General features: G+C 40.9%; 15 protein-coding genes and 1 tRNA gene. 6 read left to right on the plus strand and 10 right to left on the minus strand.

Going from position 1 to position 18,692, the window contains the following annotated elements; genetic code table 11:
- Window positions 1-400: 400 nt before the first annotated feature.
- On the minus strand, window positions 401-1,663 hold the full coding sequence (locus L3V38_RS19785) for an aromatic amino acid transport family protein (RefSeq protein ID WP_237120497.1): 1,263 nt from the start codon (window positions 1,661-1,663) through the stop codon (window positions 401-403).
- A 170-nt stretch (window positions 1,664-1,833) separates the two neighbouring features.
- Entirely contained in the window at window positions 1,834-2,025 is a 192-nt protein-coding gene (locus L3V38_RS19790) for a hypothetical protein (RefSeq protein WP_130149224.1), read from the minus strand.
- A gap of 268 nt (window positions 2,026-2,293) precedes the next feature.
- Here L3V38_RS19790 and L3V38_RS19795 point away from each other — a divergent pair, with 268 nt between their 5' ends.
- Window positions 2,294-3,442: a hypothetical protein gene (locus L3V38_RS19795; protein ID WP_237120498.1), complete on the plus strand. Its 1,149-nt coding sequence runs from the start codon at window positions 2,294-2,296 to the stop codon at window positions 3,440-3,442.
- A 179-nt stretch (window positions 3,443-3,621) separates the two neighbouring features.
- Here L3V38_RS19795 and cysQ read toward each other — a convergent pair whose 3' ends face one another.
- The 6 genes from cysQ to cysG are packed head-to-tail and all read right to left on the minus strand — an operon-like array spanning window position 3,622 to window position 10,546.
- Complete coding sequence (cysQ, locus tag L3V38_RS19800; RefSeq protein WP_237120500.1) at window positions 3,622-4,392, minus strand: 3'(2'),5'-bisphosphate nucleotidase CysQ; 771 nt, start codon at window positions 4,390-4,392, stop codon at window positions 3,622-3,624.
- 3 nt (window positions 4,393-4,395) lie between these two features.
- On the minus strand, window positions 4,396-4,992 hold the full coding sequence (cysC, locus tag L3V38_RS19805; protein ID WP_237120501.1) for an adenylyl-sulfate kinase: 597 nt from the start codon (window positions 4,990-4,992) through the stop codon (window positions 4,396-4,398).
- A 14-nt stretch (window positions 4,993-5,006) separates the two neighbouring features.
- Window positions 5,007-6,734 (minus strand): SLC13 family permease, encoded by a 1,728-nt coding sequence (locus L3V38_RS19810; RefSeq protein WP_130149220.1) that lies wholly within the window; start codon window positions 6,732-6,734, stop codon window positions 5,007-5,009.
- A 31-nt stretch (window positions 6,735-6,765) separates the two neighbouring features.
- The gene (cysN, locus tag L3V38_RS19815; protein WP_130149219.1) at window positions 6,766-8,190 is read right to left on the minus strand and encodes a sulfate adenylyltransferase subunit CysN; all 1,425 of its coding nucleotides are present in this window, start codon (window positions 8,188-8,190) and stop codon (window positions 6,766-6,768) included.
- Window positions 8,190-9,089: a sulfate adenylyltransferase subunit CysD gene (gene cysD, locus L3V38_RS19820; protein ID WP_105173930.1), complete on the minus strand. Its 900-nt coding sequence runs from the start codon at window positions 9,087-9,089 to the stop codon at window positions 8,190-8,192. Before cysD ends, cysN begins: the two co-directional genes overlap by 1 nt.
- 35 nt (window positions 9,090-9,124) lie before the next feature.
- A complete protein-coding gene (gene cysG, locus L3V38_RS19825) occupies window positions 9,125-10,546 on the minus strand; it encodes a siroheme synthase CysG (protein WP_130149218.1) in 1,422 nt (473 codons plus the stop codon).
- Between the two features lie 271 nt (window positions 10,547-10,817).
- On the opposite strand from cysG, the gene deoC reads away from it, so the two are divergent.
- Both deoC and L3V38_RS19835 read left to right on the plus strand, forming a co-directional pair.
- The gene (deoC, locus tag L3V38_RS19830) at window positions 10,818-11,561 is read left to right on the plus strand and encodes a deoxyribose-phosphate aldolase (protein ID WP_237120504.1); all 744 of its coding nucleotides are present in this window, start codon (window positions 10,818-10,820) and stop codon (window positions 11,559-11,561) included.
- Window positions 11,551-12,051: a hypothetical protein gene (locus tag L3V38_RS19835; RefSeq protein ID WP_237120506.1), complete on the plus strand. Its 501-nt coding sequence runs from the start codon at window positions 11,551-11,553 to the stop codon at window positions 12,049-12,051. The genes deoC and L3V38_RS19835 overlap by 11 nt, the downstream gene beginning before the upstream one ends.
- Before the next feature lie 50 nt (window positions 12,052-12,101).
- On the opposite strand, the gene L3V38_RS19840 is transcribed toward L3V38_RS19835, so the two are convergent.
- Window positions 12,102-13,235, minus strand: a complete 1,134-nt coding sequence (locus tag L3V38_RS19840) for a CsgG/HfaB family protein (RefSeq protein ID WP_237120507.1) — start codon at window positions 13,233-13,235, stop codon at window positions 12,102-12,104.
- A 133-nt stretch (window positions 13,236-13,368) separates the two neighbouring features.
- Window positions 13,369-17,343, minus strand: coding sequence for a two-component regulator propeller domain-containing protein (locus L3V38_RS19845; protein ID WP_237120508.1), 3,975 nt, complete (start codon window positions 17,341-17,343; stop codon window positions 13,369-13,371).
- Window positions 17,344-17,505: 162 nt separating this feature from the next.
- Here L3V38_RS19845 and L3V38_RS19850 point away from each other — a divergent pair.
- The 3 genes from L3V38_RS19850 (at window position 17,506) to nusG (ending at window position 18,650) form a co-directional block, all read left to right on the plus strand.
- A tRNA-Trp gene (locus L3V38_RS19850) sits at window positions 17,506-17,582 on the plus strand.
- Between the two features lie 128 nt (window positions 17,583-17,710).
- A complete protein-coding gene (gene secE, locus L3V38_RS19855) occupies window positions 17,711-18,088 on the plus strand; it encodes a preprotein translocase subunit SecE (RefSeq protein WP_062568395.1) in 378 nt (125 codons plus the stop codon).
- A 4-nt stretch (window positions 18,089-18,092) separates the two neighbouring features.
- On the plus strand, window positions 18,093-18,650 hold the full coding sequence (nusG, locus tag L3V38_RS19860; RefSeq protein WP_062568394.1) for a transcription termination/antitermination protein NusG: 558 nt from the start codon (window positions 18,093-18,095) through the stop codon (window positions 18,648-18,650).
- Window positions 18,651-18,692 lie beyond the last annotated feature (42 nt).

Here is an 18,692-nt window from a genome sequence, read left to right on the forward strand (position 1 = left end):
AATAGCAATTAAATTAGACTGTGTCATGTATGGACTCCTTAATTGGTAAAAGATGTTTTGCAATTTCTTTATACCGTACTCTCCCGTTAATGGGGAGGAGTCCATACATCTGCTACGTGACAAGGCCGTCCCCACACGTTTGTCGTCGTGATTTTATATCGCGTGATGAGACTACGTGGGCGTAGATCTTATGGAGGACGGGATGAATAGGACGGGATGAAGCCGATGTTGTTTGGGACTAAAATACAGAGGTTATTATAAAATGGTTGCGCTAATACTAAAGTAAAGCCACTGCTGTATGCCCGCTATTCCTAAAGCCGAACCTTAGCTGTGTGCATAACATAACCAAAAAAGCCCAGCAGAGATTCCCTACTGGGCTTTTTGTGTAGTAAGTGGTACGTTACTTAATCATGCTATAAATAAGCGCAAATACCGCCAGAGAGCCAATTGTAAGCACAAACAGTGTACTTAAGCGGTTTCTGTATTTGTGTAAGCTAGGTACTTTATAAACGGCAATCATCGGCATGATGAAAAGGATCATGGCAATGATAGGGCCTGACAGCTGATCCATCATGTCTAAAATACTTGGGTTGATCACTGAGCAATACCAAATAGCGAAGAACATGATTACTGTGCCAATTTTATCAACTAACTTTGGATTCAAATGTGCTTGCTTACTAACTAGCCCATTAAAGCTTTCACGAGCACCTAAGAAGTGTCCTAAGAATGATGAAGTAATTGCGATAAAAGCAACCAGAGGGCCAAGTGTGGCAATAAAAGAGTTATCTGTGATATTGGCTAGAAATGACAAAATAGACACATTATCAGCTTTAGCTTGTATCATTTGCTCAGATGACAGAGACAACACACAAGAAAATACAAACAGCAACACAAATACAATCAGTAACAAGCTGGTACGTTTAAGAATTGCTTCAGATTTCATTTTGGCATTATTGCCATAATGGGCTCGCTGTACATGGACAAAGCTTGAGATCGCAGCTGCGTGGCTAAACGAAAAAACAATAATGGGAATAGATAACCAAAGCGTCTTCATAAAACCTGAGAATTCAGGAATAGTGATGTTAGGCATTTGCCAGCTAGGGATTAAATATAATGATAAGAAGAATAAGATACCAACCAGAGGATAAACTAAAATAGAAAAAGCGCGAAGCATAAGTGCCTCACCACCAAGCATTAAGCTAATCATACCACCTACTAAAACCCCTGATAATAGAATTCGAGGTGGTGACTCCATGCCTAATTGATTCACAATAAAGCTGTCGACGGTATTGGTTAAGCCAACACCATAGATAAGTAAAATAGGAAAGATCGAAAGGAAGTATAAAAGAGAAATTAAGCGACCAGCGTTAATACCAAAATGCTCTTCAACTACGTCTGTAAAATCAGCATCGGATTGTTTAGATGATAATACAAAACGGGCCAAACCACGGTGAGCCAGAAAAGTCATAGGAAAGGCTAAGCAAGCCATAATCACTAATGGCCAGAATCCACCAATACCAATATTAATCGGTAAGAATAAAATACCAGCGCCGACTGCGGTACCAAATAAGCTTAATACCCATTGGGTGTCATGAAGATTCCATTTCGAGTTACTACTTGTTGTCGATGCGTTGTACTGCGCAGCATCTTGATGTGTGTTCATTAGCACTCCACTATTAGAATAATAATTGTCGCGCAGCATATAGAAAAGCGACTAAGAATGCATGTTTTAGCGTTGTATTTAAATAACTATGCTGTAAGGGGAGACTTACACAAAGGAATATTGCTTATTTGGCTAGCTGAGTTTTGCACTGCTCCACCCAGCTTAGAGTGTTATTGTGCAGCCGTTAGTGCACGTGTTTTTATATCAGCAGCAAATGCTAAGCCTTTCTTAAAGCGAGCCTCAGCGGCACTGATTTCTGCTTCATCGCCATTTGCGGCAAGAATGCTTTGTGAGAGAGCCTTATAAAGCGAGGTGATTTGTGATTCGTACGCTGCTTCAATTGCCTTTTCAACCGTTGTCATTTTTATTCCTTCACTATAAATAATTGAGCAAAATATTAACGGAACATTGCTTCATTGACTAGTTTTGCAATGTAATATTTAGCGGAATTTTTAAGTATTAAATTTAAAATTTAGTATGTGATAATGGCTTTTATAAAGCATGATTTTAGTGTTTTTTTATTAATGGGGTTTATGTTTGTAGTTAATACGTCTTTTTCTATGTTTTATATTTGTAGTTTTGTTATTTTTCACCTATAAATAGGTACCTTTTTTAGGTAGTGGATTCTAAATGAAAATTAATAAGGATTTTGTTATGAAAAATTTTGTTTTTATATTGGTTTTTCTGGGCGTAGCTAACTTATCTTACGCAAATACCGTGTATGTAAGTTCAGATGGTACTGGCGATGGGTATGATATAGAAAGGCCAGCGAATTTATCAGATTTAAATGGGTTTCTTGCAGATGCGAGTATAGCAAATATTATTTTAAAATCTGGGATATATTATCAGAATAATTATTTGTTGGTTAGCCAAGGGGCACACCCTGTTAAAATTTCTGGTTTAGGTAATGTTATAATTACTAGTGACTATAATAGTGGAAATGGCGGGAGCTCAGGTTTTATTGTTGCGAGAAGTAATGTTAGCTTTGATAATATAAAGTTTATTAATACACAATATTGTTTTAGGTTTAAGAATAATGCTGTATCAAATGTGAATATTGACCGCATATATGCGCACAATACAATGAGTTGCGTAGATTTTGATAGCGGCATCTCAGAAGTTGTTAGTAACATTACAATCAATGAATTAACCACTTTAGCTTACCATAAATCAGGAATTCGCATTAATGGTAATACACCTAAAAATATTTCTATTACAAACTCAAAAATAGACGGGTTAAATTCAAACATAGATTCTACAAAAGATTGTCATATTACTGGTATAAGTGTCAGCGGTAAGACTAGAGATATAAATATTGAAAATGTATCTATTTCAAATAATGTTGGTGGTTCAGTTGATTGCGGGAGTTATCAGCAGGGGGATGGGATTGTTGTAAATTCAGATGTCGCCGGTGTTACAATTAAAAATGTATTGGTGTCGAACAGTCGAGATGCAGATCTTGATATAAAAAGTCAAAGTACCATTTTAGAAGAAGTTACATCCTTATCAGGTGATATTAACAGACACAATCTAAAGCTTTGGTATAATGATTTCTCATGTAAAAACTGCTATGTAAAAGCTAACAAGCCTAACGCTATTCAGGCAATAGGTTCAAGAGTCGAGTTTGTCGATTCTGTTTTTGAGGTGTCTGATGTATCTAAATTATGTGATTTGCGTGAGAAAAATGGCATTCAGGGCAGTATTGGTTTTGTGGGTGGAATGCAGTTAAATATCGAAAATCTGAGTATGGTAAACGGCTTTATTCCAGATTGTACGTAAATATAAACTATTTAAACAGTTAGTAGAGCTGTGTTTCTAAATCAGCTCGTTTGGAATTCCCTCTAGAATATTTTAGAGGGAATTGTCTGAGGCTTTTTGAGTTTTCAATAGATTAAGTTCTGTGATATTCAACTCAGCCTGAAAAAATTAACGCTTTTGAAGCCACTTTTCTATTTACCTTAACCTTCTAACGCCGATACCACAAAATATGGATTCAGATACTCTTCTTTACTGTTATACCGTAATGGGCTGCCATCAAGCTTGCTAACCGTTGCACCTGCTATTTCGGCAATCGCATGGCCAGCTCCGGTATCCCACTCACAGGTTGGGCCTAATCGTGGGTAAATATCTGCACTGCCTTCTGCTACTAAGCATAGTTTTAGTGAACTGCCTTTTGAGACCATTTCTACGTCATCGAACTGTTTTACAAACTCAGCAAGATCTGGAGAAGGATGTGAGCGACTGCCAACAACACGGATAAGTCCTCTGTTTGGTTTGCGGGTAACTTTTAGTTCGATACGCTCATCGCCTTTATCTTTAAAGGCACCGATTGCTTCACTTGCAATATACGAAACGCCCAAAGCGGGTGCATCAACCACAGCTAATACAGGCTTTCCATTTTCGATCAGTGCAATATTGACGGTAAACTCGCCGTTTTTCTTAATGAATTCTTTGGTGCCATCTATAGGATCAACTAACCAGTAGCGTTGCCATGCTTGGCGGACGTCCCAGCTTATATCAGCGCTTTCTTCACTTAGAATTGGCACATCTGGGGTAAGGTGTTTTAAGCCATTCACAATCACTTTATGAGCTGCTAGGTCTGCGTCGGTAACAGGACTTTCATCAGCCTTGTATTCAACATTAAAGTCCTTTTCGTAAATCCCCATTATTGCGCTACCCGCTTGGCGTGCGAGGAGTAAGATTTCTTCTAGCAGTTCCGTTTGATTCATGGCTTAACCTATAATTTGCTGTTGTTTTAAATACGCTACCAGTTCTTGCACCGATTGGTCTAGGGTGTTTACGCTCGTATCGATTTTAATTTCTGGTGAAATAGGGGGTTGATAATCAGAATCGATACCAGTGAAGTGCTTTATCTCACCTGCACGGGCTTTTTTATAGAGACCCTTAGGATCGCGGCTTTCGCAAACGTCTAATGGGGTATCTAAAAATACTTCGATAAATTCACCCTCTTCAACTAAGTTTCTTACCATATCGCGTTCACTTCGAAAGGGTGAAATAAATGCGGTGAGTACCACAAGTCCGGCATCAACCATGAGTTTTGCGGTTTCACCCACCCGGCGAATATTTTCAATACGGTCTTCATCACTAAAGCCAAGATCTTTACATAAACCATGACGGACATTATCACCGTCTAATAGGTATGTGTGCACACCTAATTGATTCAGGGCACTTTCTAGTGCATTGGCAACGGTACTTTTGCCAGAGCCTGAAAAACCAGTGAACCATAAAATAGTTGGCTTATGTTTTTTTTGCTCACTACGCTGTGCTTTAGTCGTGGCGTAGTTATGCCATACGATATTCTCATCCATTGTTTTTACTCTCATTATTGAAATGGAAAAACCAGTGGTATTAATGTCAGCACCGTTATTGAATAAATAATCGATAACGGTAAGCCCATTGCAATGTAATCTTTTAAACGGTAGTTACCCGCACTGTATACCATTAGGTTAGTTTGGTAACCAAATGGTGAAATAAAACTAGCCGATGCACCAAAAGCGACAGCCATAATAAAAGGGAGTGGCGATACATCAAAACCTATGGCTAATGCGTAGGCAACTGGAAACGAAAGTGCCGCGGCAGCATTATTGGTAATGAGCTCGGTAAACATCACGGTCATTAAGAAAATGGCAATGAAAGCACCATAAGGTCCAAAATCGCCAAGCACGTATAACATACCTGATGATATTTCACCGGCAAGGCCTGTGCCTATCATTAATTTAGCTAAGCCGATAGCACTGCCTACCACAGCGAGTAGTTCAATCGGAAAGCGGCGCTTTACTTCACTAAGTTTAATTGTGCCAGTTAGCATTAGACCGATCAGTAAAACAAGTAGACCTTTAATCAAGGGCACGATTCCAATAATGCTCAGGCCTAAAACCCCCGCAAAACTTGCCAATACGATATTAGATTTCTTTGGCTTTAAGTGAGCTTGTAAATCAAGGCCTGAAATATAAACAAATTCTCTTTTAAGGTCAGGAAGCGAGTAAAACTCTTTACCTGGTGCAAGAATAAGTGAGTCACCAGCTTGAAGTTGTACTTTACCTAAACCACCTTGCAAACGGTCATGACCGCGGCGAATGGCAATAACTGCCGCATGGAATTGCTCACGAAAACGCACTTCCTTAACGGTTTTACCTATGTATTTAGATGAATGGCTGACAACGACTTCAACTAAGTGCTCAACATCTTTTTCGTGTTTGTCGTGAACGACTTTTAGACCATCAAACTGAGTAAGCAGCGGCACCGATTTTATGTCACCGACAAATAAAAGCACGTCACCTTCTTTAATCACTTGCTTTGGTGTGACTGCACAGATACGTTTATCTTCACGGATGATTTCGGCTAAGAATAGGTCTTTAAGTTCACGAAGACCATTTTCTTCAACGCTTTTACCCGCGAGTTTTGAGCCAATTTCAACTTTACCTTCTAGATAGAAAGGGACGACTTCTTGATCGTTTTTGCCATTATCAGGAAGGTATTTCAACATCACAATGATAGTGATTAAGCCAACACTTAAAGCACCCAAGCCCACTAATGTAAAATCAAAAAAGCCAAGGGGCGCCATGCCAGCTTCTACTGCAAAACCATTAACAATTAAGTTAGTTGATGTGCCAATTAGGGTAATCGTGCCCCCTAAAATTGCAGTGTACGACAAGGGCAACAACAACTTAGACGGGGAATGAGTTGGGCTGTCTTTTATTGCACTAATAAGTGAGGCCACAACCGCCGTATTATTAGTAAATGATGATAAAAAAGCAGTAGATAAACCAAGTTTAGTCACTGAGCTGGTTAGACTTCCTTTAGAAAGTGACTGAGCAAGTTTTTGTACTAACGTGGTTTTTTCTACCGCAATAGACACTAATACAAGCAGTATTAAAGTAATTAAAGAGGGATTTGCATAGTTCACCAGCATATCTTCAAGGCTTATAAGCCCTGCTAGATAGCTAATACCAATGGCGCCAACAAATAACCATGCTGGTTTTAGTCGTGTGCCAAAAAGGCACCCGACTAATACCAGCATAATGCCTGTTAATACCAGCTGTTGATACATGCTATTACTTCCTATAACAGGCGAAAAGTGATCATTTAAGCTTAGTTATATCAAGCGCTTGCCAGTGAGGGAAGTGCTTGCGTACTAAAGCGTTAAATTCAACTTCAAAGTCGCTAAAGTTACTTTGCTGTTCTTCAATGTTAAGTAATTGCTCAATCATACCTGCTGCTACAGTTAGGTTTGATAGGCGATCGATTAGGATAAACGCACCTGTTTCATGGTTGTTGTGGTACTCATCAGCCAAAATTGTTTCTGTAAGTTCTAAGGTTACAATGGCAATTTCGTTCAGTTGTAATGAGTCAGCTTGACCATGCTCTAGGGTATTTACATCAATCGTGTGATCGATTTTTCTTACCACTGCAGAGGTATTCTTGCTACCTAACTTAAAGTTATAGCTTTTACCTAATACAAGCGGCGCTTCGTGCATCCATACTAATTTAGCTTGAATACGATTTGTGACCGCGGCTTTTGAAGCGGCTGGCACAATCACATCACCACGGCTGATATCTATCTCGTCGTTTAATGTTAAGGTGATTGCTTGTCCTGCTTCAGCGGTATCTAAGTTGCCATCAAAAGTGACAATCTCTTTGATGCTTGAGCTTTTACCCGATGGTAGCACTTTCACTGCATCACCAACACTGAACTTGCCAGAGGTTAAAGTACCTTGGAAGCCTCGGAAGTCTAAGTTAGGGCGTACAACATATTGCACTGGAAGGCGAGCTTCGAAACCGTTATCAATTTCAGCAGCTGGCGAGTCTTCAAGTAACTCAAGCAGTGGTTTATCTGTGTAGTAAGGTGTGTGCTCTGAGCGTGTAACTACGTTGTCACCTTTAAGTGCAGACATAGGCACAAACTTGATATTTGTAACGTTTAGCTGCTCCGCAAATTTAAGATAATCCGCTTTGATTTTTTCATACACGGTTTCATCAAAGTCGACGATGTCCATCTTATTGATAGCAACAACAAACTGCTTAATACCTAGTGAGTCACAGATAAAGCTATGACGCTTAGTTTGTACTTGTACGCCGTAACGCGCATCCACTAAGATAATCGCAACATCACTGGTAGATGCACCGGTTACCATGTTGCGTGTGTACTGCTCATGCCCTGGTGTGTCAGCAATGATGAATTTACGTTTTGCTGTTGAGAAGTAACGATAAGCAACGTCAATCGTAATACCTTGTTCACGCTCAGCTTGTAAGCCATCAACAAGGAGTGCTAAATCAAGCTCTTCACCCGCATTACCGACTTTTTCATTGTCTTTATGCAGGGCGGCAAGTTGGTCTTCATAAATTTGGTGGCTGTCATGTAAAAGGCGGCCAATTAGCGTTGATTTACCATCATCAACGCTACCACATGTCAGCATGCGTAAAAGGCTTTTATCTTGTTGACGTGCGAGGTAAGCGTCAATGCCTAGCTCTCTTACTTCGTTAATCGTGTCGTTTGTTTTAGACATTAGAAATAGCCCTCACGTTTTTTCTTTTCCATTGAACCTGCTGAATCATGATCAATCACACGGCCCTCACGCTCAGAAGAGGTTGAAAGTAGCATCTCTTCAATAATTTCCGTTAAGGTTCCTGCCGTTGATTCCACAGCACCCGTTAACGGGTAACAACCAAGGGTACGGAAACGCACAGATTTCATTTGTGGTACTTCGCCTTCCTCAAGAGGCATGCGCTCATCATCAACCATAATTAGCGTGCCGTTACGCTCAACAACTGGGCGTTCTTTGGCAAGGTAAAGTGGAACCATTTCAATGTTTTCTTGGTAGATATACTGCCAAATATCAAGCTCAGTCCAGTTCGATAACGGGAAAACACGAATACTTTCACCTGGGTTAACTTGGCTGTTATATGTATTCCAAAGTTCAGGACGTTGGTTTTTTGGATCCCACCTGTGGTGTTTATCACGGAATGAGTAAACACGCTCTTTGGCACGAGATTTCTCTTCATCTCGACGAGCACCACCAAACGCAGCATCAAAGCCATATTTGTCTAACGCTTGCTTCAAGCCTTGGGTTTTCATGATGTCAGTATGCTTTGCTGAGCCGTGTACGAATGGGTTGATATCAATCTCTAACCCTTCAGGGTTTTTGTGGACGATTAAATCAAAGCCGTACTCTTTGGCTAGGCGGTCACGAAACTCGATCATTTCCTTAAATTTCCAGTTGGTATCAACATGTAATAATGGAAATGGGATCTTTGCTGGGTAAAACGCTTTGCGTGCTAAGTGTAATAACACCGATGAATCTTTACCTATCGAGTAAAGCATCACCGGATTTTCAAACTCAGCAGCCACTTCGCGCATGATCTTGATACTTTCAGCTTCTAATTGCTGAAGGTGTGTTAAAGCCATTGTTAGTCGTCCTACTAAAATGATTAAAAGTTAAATTACGCTACGCCTGTAATAGGCTGGGCAAAGCTGCTGGTTTGTTCGGTTTGTCCGAACCATGCAAGCTGGTGATGCAATGATGCAACTTCGCCTATAATTAGTAAAGCGGGTGAGATAATACTATGACGGGCAATTAAGTCCGCTAATTCACCCAGTTGTCCTGTAACGACACGCTGTTCTTTTCGCGTACCATTTTCAATAATGGCAACCGGTGTTTCTGCACCACGACCATGTTTTAATAATTGTGCTTGAATATGGGGGGATTTAATGACACCCATATAAATTGCCAAAGTTTGATTTGGTTTTGCGAGTGATTGCCAATCAAGTTCTTGGCCATCTTTTTTACAGTGTCCTGTCACAAATTGAATGGCTTGTGCATGGTCTCTGTGTGTTAGAGGGATCCCAGCATAAGCACTGCAGCCGGCAGCAGCAGTGATACCCGGTACGATTTGGTAACGTACTTGATTTGCGGCCAGCACTTGCACTTCTTCACCACCACGACCATAAATAAACGGGTCGCCTCCTTTAATACGGCATACTTTTTTACCTTGTTTGGCAAAATCTACCAGCATTTGATTGGTATCTTCTTGTGCAACACTGTGATCGCCCAAGCGTTTACCAACACAGACTAAATCAGCGTCACGACGCACAAGTTCCATAATTTCATCAGAGACTAAATAGTCATACACAACGACGTCTGCTTGCTGCATTAACTGCAGTGCTTTTAGTGTTAATAACTCAGGGTCACCAGGGCCTGCACCAACAACATACACTTCGCCTTCAGGCTCTGGCTTTGCATCTAACAGTTGCTCTAACTGCACAGTTGCTGCTTCGGTATTACCCGCCTGCACTTTACTCACAACCGATGAGTCAAACACCCCTTCCCAAAATTGGCGACGGTCAGCAAAGTGCTTGAAACGCTGTTTTACTTTATCGCGAAAGCTGCCAACTAATGTAGCAAGTGGGCCAATATGTTGTGGAATAAGCGTTTCGAGTTTTTCACGTAACCGACGTGCAAGTACGGGGGCTGTGCCAGCACTTGAAATAGCAATTGTGATTGGATCACGGTCAACAATCGAAGGAAAAATAAAGCTGCATTTAGGCTGGTCATCCACCACATTAACGAAAATATTACGCGCATTGGCACGTTCAAAAACGTCATTATTGACGCTGTCGATATCCGTCGCCGCAATAACTAGCATTTGTTGATCTAAATACTGCTCTTTAAATATATCAACAATAAGCGTTACTTCACCTTGCGTTGCAAGCGCAGTAAGTTCATCACAAAACTCAGGGGCGACTAGCGTTACATTGGCACGTGCTTTTAAAAATGCACGGCACTTGCGTAACGCAACATCTCCACCGCCGACTACCAATACAGGTTTGTCGTCTAACTTGGTAAAGATAGGTAAATATTGCACGTTGTTCTCACCCCTAAAACACATCAAAGAAACTGCTTATTGCAGGCAAGCAGAATATAGTGCTCTAAATAAAGTAAAAAATAATTAAAACCAAGTTTATATAACTAAAAGTTATATTTGGTGGCTTTGTTTGGCTTAAGGCTTAGTTAACAAGGGATTGCGACGAGTTACAAGGAAATTAAATGCCTTATGGTGATTAGTTATGATTTATAGCCAGATCATAAAAATTTGCTACTATAGGGTACTAATATGGCAATACAAAATAAGATCAATGACTAACATGCAAACAATCGCTGCCCAAGCGGTGGCACTAATGGATTTAACAACACTGAATGACACCGACACTACAGAGTCTATTAATAACTTGGTTGCGAGTATTGAGCCAAAGTTAGGCATTCCTGCTGCGGTTTGTGTGTATAGCCAGTTTATTAGTGACGCCAAGCTTGCACTCGCTGAGCGCGAGTTACAACAAGTTAAAGTGGCTACTGTGACGAACTTTCCTAATGGGGAGCAGTCTTTAGAACAAGTGATAAACGAAACCTTGTTTGCCATTGAACGCGGAGCCGATGAAGTAGACTTAGTGATTCCATACAAAGCACTGATTGCCAGTGATGAACGCAAAGTTTTAGAGTATGTTCAAGCGTCAAAAGATGCCTGCGGTACTCAAGTGCAACTTAAAGTGATCATTGAAAGCGGTGAATTGACCAATGAGTTGATTGCTACAGCAACTAAGCTGGCGATAGAAGGCGGTGCCGACTTTGTTAAAACCAGTACCGGTAAAGTCGCTGTGAATGCCACCCTTGCGGCGACTAAGATTATTTTAGAGACCATTGAAGCAAGTGGTCAAAAGGTGGGTTTTAAAGCGGCGGGTGGAGTAAGAACTGTTACTGACGCTGCTGAATACTTAGCTTTAGCTGAGTCAATTATGGGTGAAGCGTATTTACAACCCGAGCTTTTTCGATTTGGCGCTTCAGGTTTATTAAGTGATGTGTATACGATATTAAATGAATCGTGAAAGTGAGCAAGAAAAAATAGCGCTAGAGCATGGTGCGGCAAAGCTATTTTTGCGCTGTTACGAAAAGCAATTTGGTGTAACTATGCGTAATATCTGGCATAACACACCGAGTAAGCCCGATGTTAGTTGCTATAAAGGTGATGAGCGACTCGATATCGAAATAGCGCATTTATATGCCAGTGAAACAGAAGCGATGGCGGTACTTGGCCGACCTTTGTCGATTGGTATGCAACGAGACCTTGCGGAAATGGCGTTAGCACCGAGTAACGAGCGTCTGCACTGTGCTTTGTATCGATTGCTTGCACAAAAGGCCAAGAAACATTACGAGTCTACACAGCCTTGGTTATTAATACGAAATGCCAGTACGATTTGGCATCTAGAAGATTTTAAGTCGGTACTTACTAACTTAAAAGTGCCAGCAAAGCATCCATTTCAACAAATTTGGCTATTGTGTGATTTTTACCGTGGCGAATTGATACAAATTTTGTAGTGATAAACGAAAATGTATACAGCCAGTGCTGGCACTGGCTGTTAGTTTGCTTAGTTAAATTTAAACATACTGCCAAAGCTTTCTAAACTTGATTTGTTCGTTTTGGCAATACACCCTGAATCATCAAGAGACTTTTTGGTCGTCTCATCCGCAAGACCAGTCACTTTGAGCTTTTTTTCTTGCTGATACTCAGTGAGTGCAATCACGGTTGCTTCATCGTACTCTACGTCTTCTACTTCATATTCTTCATAGTGAGGCTGCCTTTTCAAATAACCCAAACAAACCAAGTTCAGTCGTGACATCGCCAAGTCTGTTTTTTCGTAGTAAGGCATTCTGTGATTAGGAACGCTAACCGATGCGACAGGGGCTTTAGCGGGGGCTGTAGCAGCCGTTACTTTTAATGGCGCAGGCGCTGTGTGACCAGCCGCTATCGTGTTATCACTGTTGTAACGATAATAAGTCGCTGGCACTTTTGATTCTAAGAACTCAACCGCCTTTACAATCACTTCACGCAATGCTTTTTCTTTTGGTGTGTTTGACCAACTACTTAGATTGCCGCCGACTAGGGCGCCACCAAAGTTAGTTGCAGCAGAGGTAAAATTAAAATCTTTACTGCCGCCTTCTACGCTAGTGGCTGCTAGAATACGCGAGGTACGGGTGTCTATTAAACGTAAATCAATAGCCATGTGTGAACTTGAAAAGCCCGCTGATACTGAACTAAACACATCACCAATAAACCCACCACTCCCTACACGAGTGCCAGAGTTGTCGTCATCGAACTCTGTGACCGCTGCTACAACCACAATTTCGGCACCCTCTATTTCGCCATAGGCTGCGCCTGATGCTGCACTTACTCGACCTGATACCGCTAAGTCTTGCTCTGATAAAACAGCATCAAGTGCTTGTCTTTCTAGGACGATAAATCGATTGGTACTAACTAATGCAGTTGTTAGCTGATCTGCCATACCTTCACCAATTTCTTTACGCCACCAACGCGAGTCGTTGGACTTATCGGTAAAGCGTGCCACAGCGACTCTGGCTTTAGGACCATTGTATTGTTGTTGCGCGACTTCGTTTATATTCGGGCTGTTGCTATTGCTGGTGGTTGTCGTGGTACTTTGGCATGCAGTTAGTGCAGCAGCAAGTAAAGTGAGCGTAATCGCTTTGTGTGTTTTGGTGAGCATATGACTTTCCTTAACTTATATCTCATGCAGTAAATAACGCCACAATACGGGCTTAGTTGTTATAAATGTTTATTAGGATAAGTTATAAAAATCAGTGCATTAAAAATAGCACTCAAGCGAAAAGTTTATTCACTCACACGAAATCAGCGCGTTTTTGATGGTTATCTCGATACTGTTTTGGTGATAGGCCAACATAACTTTTAAAGCTTCGAGCAAAATAACTTTGCGAGCTAAAGCCATTTTGTTCAGCTATCAGACCAATTGCTGATGTGCTATTGATTAGTTGTTCTTTTGCAAACTCTAAACGTGTATTGCGCAAATAGTCTGATGGAGTTTGTGAATATAATGCTTTCATTTTTAATTGAAGTGCACGGGGGCTTAAACATAATGCAGAAGCAAGTTGTTCGACAGAGAAACTTTCATCTTGATAATGAGTTTGCACCATCTGCTTAAGCTTCTCTGTAAAGGAGTAGTCTTTATTGTGAACCGTAATCTGCGCGGATGGGTCTGTGTGTAGCGGGGCAGCAAGCTGCGCTGTTAAATGCTGGTTTAAGATGTGTCTTAAATTAAGCAACCCCTTTACACGGCTGATCAATATTGCTGGTTCAAACGGTTTACTTAAAAAATCATCGGCTAATAAGTCGAGGCCTTTTAAACGACTATGTGTGTCTGCCTTTGCAGAAAGTAATAGGACAGGAATGTGGCTGGTGGCGGGATTGGCACGTAGTTTAGCCAATAGTTGATAGCCATCCATATTAGGCATCATGACATCACTAATGATTAGGTCTGGTAGGCTCGTTTGACATAGTTCAATAGCTTGTTGACCATCAATTGCGCAGATACAACGAAACTCCTCATTAAATAACGAAAGTAATAGCTCAGCCATGTCTTGGTTATCCTCAACAATGAGAATAGTTGGCTGTGAGGAATGCAGTTCAATTGAGTTATTTATATGTTTACCAGAGGTGATTGCAAGAGGAAGTGATACATTAAAACAGCTCCCTTTGTTAATTTGACTTTTTAGGGTTATTGCCCCGCCGTACTCTTCAACTAGCTGCTTTACCAAGGTCAGGCCGATCCCACTTCCTGACTCTTCAGATGCAGCCACCCGAGTAAAGCGTTTAAAAACTTGTTGTTGGTGCTTGTCGGCAATTCCGATACCCGTATCGATAATGCTAAACAGTACCTGTTGCTGTTCTATAGAGAGGCTAATATCTACTCTACCACCGTGCGGAGTGTATTTAAGGGCATTACTAATTAGGTTACTAAAGATAGAGTGAGCATGCTCGGGAGCAAGGGCAATCATGCATTCTTCAGCCGTATTAGTGTGAAAATTAAATTGCAGTTGCTTTTGCTTAAAGAGCGGTGTGAAGTCGTTTACCAAGTTGGTCAGAAAATCATTTAATGAATACGGTGATACCGTATAAATAGCTGTACTTGGACGTTTGCTCAATTGTAAAAGTTGATTAATGAGCTCAAGCAAACGCTGGCAATTGCGCTTTATACTAGCAAGTTGCGTTTGTGTATGTTGGTCAGTATTACTGTACTGTAACTGACTCACTGGAGCAAGTATTAAGCTCAGTGGCGTTTTTAGCTCGTGGCTAATGTTATCTAAAAATTGATCTTTTAATTTGTTTAATTCAATTTCAGTTTGCTTCTCTTGCTCAGCAAGCTTGCGTTGGTAGAGTGCATTTAGAAGTAGCCAAGTTAGCGTTAATGCCATTATTAGATAGATGCCATAGGCTAATTTACTTTGCCACCAAGGAGGCACAACGGTTAGTTCTAGCAAAGATACACTGTCACTCCATAGGCCATATTGGTCTTTTGCCTTGATTAATAATTGGTAGTGACCAGCTGGCAACTGTGGATAGTTAACTTGCCTAAGGGATGCATCTGTATACAAAAACTGTTCATCAAAGCCTGCTAACTTATAGCCATATTGGTAATGTTTTGGTGTGGCACCATTATTTAATGCGCTAAATTTAAAGCCAATAACGCCAGCTGATTGCTCAAAAGAGAGTGAATGGGTGGAACTGGCAAGCGTGTTTGTTTGCTTTCCAAAGTGGTTACTTTCAATTACGTGATTGTTTAGTAATAGCTCAGTTAACACGGGAGTAGGGGGAGCGTGCGATAAGTTTAACTGCTCTGGATAAAAATGGTTATAACCATTAATACCGCCAAAAAATAATTCGCCATCGTCTGCTTGAAAGCTCGCGCCCAGTATAAATGATTGGTGCTGAATACCGTCTTCTGGCAAAAATTGCTGTATCTGATCTGTGGATGGATTATAGCGTGTTAGTCCGCCATTGGTTGCTAGCCAAAGCATGTCTTGCTGATCAGTTAAAATATCAAAAATATTATCATTCGCTAAGCCGTGCTGCTCGGTAATTTGTTTAACGTTAAAATTATGTTTATTGACTTGGTTCAGTCCCTGCATTGTACCAACCCAAATGATGTTCTTTTTTAGCAGTAAAGAAGTCACCATGTTATGACTAAGCCCTGTATCGGCTGAGCTTTGTTGATCTAATAAACTGAATTGCTCACTTGCAATATCTAGCTTATTGAGCCCTGCTCGGGTGCCAATCCAAAGAGCATGGTCATCACTATCATAGGCAAGCGTAAATACAGTGTTGTTTGCAAGACTGTTGTTTGCAAGACTGTTGTTTGCAAGACTGTTGTTTGTGTCGTTATGCTTGAAGTGAGTGACCTTTGCTGATTTAGGCTCAAACCGAGTAAGTCCTTGGTTACTGCCAAGCCAAAGTGCACCCGTTTTGTCACTGGTTATCGCATAAACACGATCACTACTAAGCTGATGGCTTTGCGTGGTGAAAACTTCAAAACTATCACTGCTATCCTGATATTTGACCAAGCCGCCACCGTAGGTGCCAATCCATAACTGATGATTAGCGTCTTCATGGAGGGCAAATATATTACTGTTTGGTAATGCGTTTTTATAGTGATGATAGCCTTGGGTTGTTTTACGGTTCAGCCCATCACGAGTGCCAATCCATACCTCTCCATTCGCTCTTTTTATGATTGAGCGAACAAAATTATGGCTCAAAGAATGTGGTTGAGAGGTTGTTGATTGATGAGAAAACTGCTGTTGTTTGGGGTCGTATCTGTGTACGCCATAGCCATCAGTCCCTAGCCAAATAACACCTTGTGGGTCTTGATAGAGTGAAAGGAGATAATCACTGCTTAAACTATTGTGCTCTTGTTTGTCATGACGGTATTGAATGTATTCTTCTTGTAAGTCTGACTCAGCAGGTAAAAAGTATAAACCTTGCCCATAGCTTGTTAGCCAAAGGTTGTTTTGAGCATCAATAAGGCTGTCTGTGATCCAAGTACCTCCAAAGTGCTTAATTGGTTCACTCACTAACGTTGTTAAATTAAGTATATAGAGTCCTTGCTTGCCGCCAACAAGTAATCTTTCATGACTAAGTAGATTGAGATGCCATAACGGCGAGCTGATACTCGCGTGTTGAGTAAATTGCTGTGTATTTGGATTAAATGAAAGCAACCCTTGGCTGGTAGCGAGCCAAAGCCGTTTATCAGTGATGATGATGTCGCGAATGAGCGTGTTTTGCTGATCATGCGCCTTAAATTGAAAATGTTTGAACTCTTTCGTGGTTAGATCAAAGTAGCTTAATTTACCTTGCTCATGCCCGAGCCAAAGGTTACCGCTTTTTGTCAATGCCATCGACCAAATTTTATCGTCACTTAGCCCTGAATTATTGCCTGACGAGTATACTTCGAACTCGCCAGTGTGCGTGTTAAGGCGATTGAGTCCTTTACTTGCAGTTGCAAACCAGAGTTGTTGATGCTGATCTTTTTGGCAGGAAGTGATCCAATTTCCCGAAATGCTTTTGCTATGATTGTTGGCTTTGAAGCGTTTAAATTCATAACCATCAAAACGATTTAACCCGCCTTGTGTGGCAAGCCATAAAAAACCTTGTTGATCAGTAATACTGCAATTGATGGAGTTTTGACTTAAACCTTGCTGACTATTAAAGGTTGTCAGGTGTAATGGGCGAGCATTAGCAAGCTGACTAACAAGCAAAGTGATACTAAATAATACAACGTAGCGGGCAAATTTTAACGGCAACACATGTATCCATGTCGTTTTCAGTTCCTTTATTGGGTTTATAATAAACTGCTTTTTAATCAATGTTAATATTGATTTTTAAATAGACTGACGAGAATTTAACTTCTGGGTATCTTTTACACTTGTGTTAATGAATTGCGTAAGTATAATAGGCATCCACTTTGCAGGGGCGTAGTTCCAATTGGTAGAACAGCGGTCTCCAAAACCGACGGTTGGGAGTTCGAATCTCTCCGCCCCTGCCACTTTTACACTGTGTGTGAAGTCTAAAATTAAAAATCGGTTTAAACAGTCAGTTTTTAAGTTTAGATTTTAATGGATTAACCCTGCCAAAGAGCAGGGTTGTTGTGTCTGTAGTTAAGGTAATAATATTATGAGCACGAATGTAGAAACACCATCAAGTGCGATGGATTCAGTGAAGTGGATTGTAGCGATAGCGCTACTAGCAGGCGCAGTTGTTGGTAACCACATGTACGCAGACCAGTCTGTATTATTACGTGCAATTGGCGTAGTGGTTGCTGTTGCAGCAGGTTTAGGTATTGCCTCACTTACTGAAAAAGGCCGTACTTTTATTGCGTTTGCAAAAGAGGCACGTATTGAAGTGCGTAAAGTTGTCTGGCCAACGCGCCAAGAAACAACCCATACAACATTAATTGTAATGGTTGCAACTGTGATTATGGCACTTATCCTGTGGGGATTAGATGGCATTTTATTCCGCGCTGTAGGCTTTTTAACTGGATTGGAGATCTGATCCCATGTCGGATGAGAAGAACGAAAAGAAACTACGTTGGTACGTAGTACAAGCTTTCTCGGGTTATGAGAAGCGTGTTGCACAAACTATTCTTGAGCACATCAAGATCGAAGGTTTGGAAGATAGTTTTGGTGAAGTTTTAGTACCAACTGAAGAAGTTGTTGAGATGCGTGCTGGTCAAAAGCGTAAATCTGAGCGTAAATTCTTCCCAGGTTACGTATTAGTAGAAATGGACATGAACGATGCAAGCTGGCACTTAGTGAACAGCACTGCGCGTGTAATGGGCTTTATTGGTGGTACATCAGACCGTCCTGCACCAATCAGCAAAAAAGAAGCTGATCGCATCTTAAATCGTCTGCAAGAGAATGCTGAAGCACCTAAGCCTGCAACATTATTTGAACCAGGCGAAGTTGTTCGTGTTATTGATGGTCCATTTGCTGACTTCAGCGGTGTCGTTGAAGAAGTGGATTACGAAAAGAGCCGCGTGAAAGTATCTGTACTTATCTTTGGTCGTTCGACACCAGTTGAGCTTGAATTTGGTCAAGTTGAACAAGACAAATAAGTAAAAAAATTAAAGCTGCCAAAATCGTTTAATATTTTGGCA

This window comes from Pseudoalteromonas sp. L1 (assembly GCF_021728095.1).
Lineage (GTDB): Bacteria > Pseudomonadota > Gammaproteobacteria > Enterobacterales > Alteromonadaceae > Pseudoalteromonas.